This is a genomic window from Streptomyces sp. MnatMP-M17, from assembly GCF_900091995.1.
GTDB lineage: Bacteria > Actinomycetota > Actinomycetes > Streptomycetales > Streptomycetaceae > Streptomyces.
Window position 1 is genome coordinate 1 of the sequence record NZ_FMDK01000029.1, and the last position, 5,817, is coordinate 5,817.

Sequence of the window (5,817 nt, forward strand, 5' to 3'; positions counted from 1 at the left end):
GGAGGCCGGCGGCAGCGGTGGCCTTGCCGCCGCCGTCCAGCCGGTACTGGACTCCTGGACGGCCAGTCCGGCCGTCCTGCTGGACCGGTACTTCGATCTGCTGGGCTGGAACGCCGCGTGGGGAGCGCTGTGGGGCAGCCCGGAGACCGTCCCGGCGGACCGCCGCAATCTGATGTGGCTGATGGTGGCCGACCAGCGGCTGCGGACGGTCCTGCGGGACTGGGAGCCGCTGGCCATGAATGTCTTCCAGCACTTCCGCGCACAGGCGGGCCCGGCGCTGGAGGATCCTCGTACCGATGAGGTCTACCGGCGTCTTGACGAGGACGCGCCGGAGCTCCGCCACTGGTGGGGATGCCACTCGGTGGCGGAGCTGACGGCCCGTACGGTCGTCGTGGAGCCGGCCGGGATCGGCAGGATCGAGCTGTCGCTCTCGTCCTTCCACCCGGTGGACGATCCGAGCGCGCTGGTGCTGCTCTTCACACCGGCGTCCGCCACGGACCGCGCCCGGATGGGAGCCCTCACCGAGCGGCCTCTGCGGTCCGTCGATCCGGGCGCGGGCGCGGGACGTCAGGCCGGCTGATCCTGCCGTACGGCCTTGCGGAGGCCCGCGCCGACCGTGAGCGCGCCCAGCGCCGCGAGGAGCGCCAGACCGGTGCCGATGATCAGTGTGCCGGTGGTGACCTCGGCGAACGATCCCACCGCCCAGGCGCCGATACCGGTGCCCGCGTACATGGTCGAGGTCAGCCAGGCGCTGGAGGTCGCGCGCAGCTCCGGATTGACGGTGCCCGCCAGCGTCTGCTGGTCGGTGACGAAGCCGCCGCTGGCCACGAACCACACGACCACTCCGGCGAGCGCGAGCACCAGTCCAGGGCCCCAGGCCGACAGAGTGATGCCCGCCGCCATCACGACTCCCCATACGGGCAGCAGCGGTACGTGGTTGCCTCCGGCGGCGCGGGCCCGGTCGCCCAGTCGGCCGCCGAGCAGCGAGCCGGCCACACTGCCCGCGCCGACCAGGATGCCGACGAGTCCGAGTTCCGAGACGGACAGGTCGAAGCGGTCGACGAGCAGGGCGCCCAGGAAGGTGTAGGCACCGAGATTGGCCGCGTGGAAGACCGTGTTGACGGTGAGCGCCTTGCGGAGCGTCGGATCGCTCCATCCGGCGAGCACGGCCTTCACCGCGCCGACCTCGGCCGGCCGGCCGGCGCTCACCGGGAGCTGGCGCAGCAGCAGAGGCAGCGCGAGGGCGGTGGCCACGGCCATGGCGAGGAACGCCGAGCGCCAGCCGGCCCAGCCGGCGAGCACCGCGCCGAGCGGTACGCCGATCACCTGGCCGCAGGAGAAGAGCGCCATGCCGAGGCCGAGGGCCCGGCCGCGTACCCGGTCGGGCGCGGTCTCGGCGATATGGGCCCAGATCGCGGGTCCCGCGGCGGCTGCGGCGAGACCGGCGACGGCGCGCGAGACGATCAGCAGCGCCAGCCCGGTGGAGAGCGCGGCGATGGCGTTGGACACGAGGAAGAGCGCGGCACCGGCCACCAGGGTCCGCCGCCGTCCGAAACGGTCGCTGAGCAGACCGAGGAACGGCGCGCAGACCGCGTACACCAGGACGTACGCGGTCACGCTGGAGGCCGCGGCGGCCTCGCTGACGTCGATGTCCTCCGCGATGGTGGGCAGAAGAGGAGAGACCAGGAAGGTCTCCGTGCCGAAGAGGAAGAGCAGGGCGAAGACGCCCGCGTACCGCAGTCGGTCGAAGGTCTCGGATGCGGTGTCGGGGCCGTGCGTGTCCGGGGGACCGCTCAAGGGGATCACTGCCTTTCGGGCGTCGTGGGGAATCCCGGTGGCCGTCGGGGGCCGTACGGGAGAAGCCACGTGCGGCTCCGGCGGCGACAGGGACCGTCCGGCCCCGCCATGCTGCTCGGGACGCGCGGACGCAACCAGGCAGGCGTTCATCCTGTGACCCCAGGTCACAGTCAGCCTCGTACGGAGGGCGGTGGAGGGCGGTGCCCTCCACCGTCGTTCTCATGTCCGGACGACTGGTCGGGAACTCAGCAGCTAAACAAGTGGCGCCGCACTGACGGCAGTTGCCCCGGCAGGCACGGGCGAGGCAAGAGGCTCGGGCTGGATGACGGGCTTGGGCGGGACGACCGGCCTCGGCGGGAGAAGAGGCTCGGGCGGAACCATGGGCTCGGGCAGCGGAACGGGCTCGGACGGGCCGACGGCCATGACGGATTCGGTGACGGCGACACGGCCGCCCAGCCGCAGCGGTGCCAGCCGGCCGGGATCGCCCGTCAGCAGCAGACGTACCGCGGCCCACGGGAGGTTCACTCCGGCGAAGGCGGTCTGGAAGATCCCGGCGGAGGCCCGTGGGTTGGCCTCCAGCAGGATCGGCCGGCCGTGCCAGTGGCGCAGCTGGACGTTGGAGAGATAGGCGAGCCGGAAATGGCTCACCAGGCGCTGGGCGATGGCGGTCAGAGCAGGAGCGTCGAGCAGATGGCGGTAGCGCCCGTCCTTGGACCGGGCGACACAGGTGACCATGTCGCCGCCCGGGGCCGAGAGACAGTCGATGCTCACCTCCGGATCGTCCAGATACGGCATCACGATGAACTCGGGAACCTTCTCACCCTGGTCAGCCGCCCGGTCCAGCGCGTCGGCCACCGCGCCGACGGAGGCGACGGGCCGTGCCGGTGCGAGCAGATCCTTCATACGCAGAGGCTCGTCGTCGAGAATGCGGAAGCCGAACGCCGAGAACTCTCCGGCGGGTTTGACACAGGCGATGCTGCCCGCGTCGGCTATCTGCCGTGCCGCCGCGCGGAGTTGCTCGCCGTCGGAGACGATCCACCAGGGCGGTACGGGCACACCGATCGCCTGGGCGGCCTCGTAGGTCAGACTCTTGCTGGTCAGTGTGGAGACCGCGGCGGCCGGTGAGCACATGAGCTTTGTGCCGTCCGCGGCGAAGGCGTCGGCGTAGGGCGCGAGCGCGTCCAGTCGCCTGGGCGGTATCAGAACGTCGATGGCGTGCCGGCGGCAGAAGTCGAGGGCGAACTCGGCGTAGGCCGCGTTGCTCACCCGGTGCGGTTCGACTTCGCTCACGTCACAGGCCGCGAGCGCGGGAGCGTGCCGGCTGATGTTGGAGCCGTAGATACGGACATCGGTGGCGTCGGGGTTCTCACGCAACATCCGGGCCACCTCGGTGGCGGCGACCCCTGCGCTGCTGAGCCAGATGCGAAGTGCTATCGGGAACGCTCCCCTCGGACAGGGCGACATGGCCACGCGGCACGGGAAACCAGCGCGGGAGAACTCTCCGGTGCCGGAAATCCACGGCCGGCGCGGCGGTGCGCAATCAGGTGTGTAGAGCGGATGATAGCCCGGATGGGCTGCGGTTTTACACGTTCACCAGCCATGACCTCCAGCTCCCCGCGAGGGCACCCGGCACCCGCGCGAACACGCACCGCGACACCACGGCACCTCGCCGCGCACGGCGGCGGGCACCCGCGGCGGCGGTTCGGACGTTGATCAAGTGGGATGATTCACGGTGTCACCGGAGCGCTGGAAGCCCGTGGTCCGGTTTCCGTGCGGTGCCGAGTGCCGAGGCAGGGAGGAGTCGCTGATGCTGTTCCGTCAGTTGGAGTATTTCGTGGCGGTCGCCAGAGAGAGGCACTTCGCGCGGGCGGCCGAGTCCTGCTATGTGTCGCAGCCCGCGCTCTCGGCGGCGATCGCCAAGCTCGAACGCGAACTGAACGTCACGCTGATCAACCGGGGACACAACTACGAGGGCCTCACTCCTGAGGGCGAGCGGCTCGTCGTCTGGGCCAAGCGGATCCTCGCCGAGCAGGACGCGTTCAAGGCCGAGGTGGCCGCCGTGCAGTCGGGCATCACGGGGACACTGCGGCTGGGCACGGAGCCCACGGCGTCGACGACCTTGGCACTGCCCGTCGCCGCGTTCTGCGGCGCGCATCCGCTGGCCAAGGTCCAGGTCCGCTCCCGGCTCTCCGCGCGGGAACTCCACCGCCAGCTACGGGAGTTCGAGCTGGACGCGGCGATCGCGCACTTCGCTCCCGAGGACCGGGAGAGCCTGCAAGTGGTGCCGCTGTACCAGGAGAGGTACGTACTGCTCGCGTCGGGCGACCAGCTGATGCCCCAGACCAACACCATGACCTGGGCGGACGCGGCCCAGTTGCCGCTCGCGCTGCTGACGCCCGACATGCGTATCCGCCAGCTCATCGACAACGTGTTCGCGGACAGCGGCGTCGTGGTGACACCGCAGGTGGAGACGGACTCGGTCGCCTCCCTCTACGCGCATGTGGGCGTCGGCGACTGGGCGAGCATCGTGCCGCACACCTGGCTGCGCGCGATGCCGGTGATCGGCAGGCCGAGGGCCGTCCGTCTGGTCGCCCCGGACGCCAGGGCGCAGGTCTCGGTCGCGATCCACGCGGCGACTCCGGGATCGATCGCCGCGCGGGCGTTCGTGAACGCGGCGACCGGCCTGTCACTGGACGAGTTCTTCGACCAGCCGCTCCCGGCCGAGCACCGCGTCAGATAGACCCGCGGCCAGTCCCGCGCTCAAGACCTGCGGCGCTCTTTCGATTCCGCGTACCGGTTCTCCACCTCCCGCCGGTCCAGTCCGCCCTTCGCCGTGTGCGGCAGTGCCGCGACGATCTCCAGCCGGTCGGGCACCTCGGCGGGCGACAGCCGGTCGCGGCAGTACTGGAGGATCTGCCCGGAGCCGAGGATCTCGCCGTCGCGTACGACCACGACGGCGCCCACCCGCTGCCCGTAGTGCGCGTCCGGAATCGGGAACACGGCCGCCTCGGACACACCGGGACAGCCCGCGAGCACGTCCTCGACATGCTCGGGCGAGATCTTCTCGCCGCCGCGGTTGATGAGGTTCTTGATGTGCCCGGTGAGGAAGAGACAGCCGTCCTCGTCCAGCGAGCCCAGATCGCCGGTGCGGAACCAGCCGTCGGTGAAGCTCTCCGCCGTCCCGTCCGGATCGCCGAGATAGCCGCGCGTGACGGTGGGACCCTGCACCCACACCTCGCCCTGGGTGCCGGCCGGGCACGTACGCCCGTTCCGGTCGACGACACGCAGGTCCACTCCGGTGGTCCGGCCGACGGATCCCTGCTTCAGCGGCCCCCACTCCGGCAGCGGCTCGCTGGTCGTCTGGTGCGTGGTCTCGGTCATCCCGTACGCGGACAGCAGCGGCGCGCCGAGCGTACGTTCCAGCGCACGCTGCGTGGCCGCGTTGAGCGGAGCGCTGCAACTGCGGACGAACCTCAGCGGCGCGAGCTCCGGGCCCGGGTACTCGGCCGCCGACCGGTCCAGCAGGATCTCATGGATGGTCGGGACCGCGGTGAACCAGCTCGCGCCCACGGCCTGTACGTCGTCCCAGAACGTGTGCGCCGAGAACCGGCCGCCCTCGGGCAGCAGTACGCATCCTCCGCTGGCCAGCGAGGCCAGCAGGGCCGCGAACAGCCCGTGGCCGTGGAAGAACGGCATCACCGCGACCGTCGCGTCGCCGGGTCCCAGCTCGTAGGTGGCACAGATGTCCCGCACGGAGGCGGCGACATTGGCATGCGTCAGCGGGACCATCTTGGCCCGGTCGGTGGTTCCCGAGGTGAACAGCACAAGGGCGTCGTCGCCGGTCAGCTCGCCGGCCGCGCCCCGTACGCCACGCGCACCGTCCGCGCGCCCGCCCTCGCCCGTATCGAGCGCGGCCGTCGCCGTCCCGTCGCGGGCGACATCCACGCGCACCGTCCACGACGGCGTTCCCTCAACCCACGCGCCCCCCGCGACCGCCTCCGGGTCGGCCGCGAGCGGACC

At 71.3% G+C, this 5,817-nt stretch carries 4 protein-coding genes and 1 pseudogene; 2 read left to right on the forward strand and 3 right to left on the reverse strand.

The features are described from left to right. Positions 1 to 580 (forward strand): annotated as a pseudogene (locus tag GA0115259_RS01675) (hypothetical protein); the annotation flags it as partial. Here the strand turns inward: GA0115259_RS01675 and GA0115259_RS01680 are convergent. Both GA0115259_RS01680 and GA0115259_RS01685 read right to left on the reverse strand, forming a co-directional pair. Next, a complete protein-coding gene (locus GA0115259_RS01680) occupies positions 568 to 1,797 on the reverse strand; it encodes an MFS transporter (protein WP_161230258.1) in 1,230 nt (409 codons plus the stop codon). The pseudogene GA0115259_RS01675 and the gene GA0115259_RS01680 sit on opposite strands and share 13 nt — an antisense overlap. A 252-nt stretch (positions 1,798 to 2,049) precedes the next feature. Further along, on the reverse strand, positions 2,050 to 3,261 hold the full coding sequence (locus GA0115259_RS01685; protein WP_093589733.1) for an ATP-grasp domain-containing protein: 1,212 nt from the start codon (positions 3,259 to 3,261) through the stop codon (positions 2,050 to 2,052). Between the two features lie 343 nt (positions 3,262 to 3,604). Between GA0115259_RS01685 and GA0115259_RS01690 the strand changes: the two genes are divergently transcribed. Beyond that, positions 3,605 to 4,537, forward strand: a complete 933-nt coding sequence (locus tag GA0115259_RS01690; protein WP_066942956.1) for a LysR family transcriptional regulator — start codon at positions 3,605 to 3,607, stop codon at positions 4,535 to 4,537. A gap of 20 nt (positions 4,538 to 4,557) precedes the next feature. Here the strand turns inward: GA0115259_RS01690 and GA0115259_RS01695 are convergent. After that, positions 4,558 to 5,817: AMP-binding protein (locus GA0115259_RS01695; protein WP_107469127.1), on the reverse strand; the 1,260-nt coding region annotated here is incomplete at its 5' end.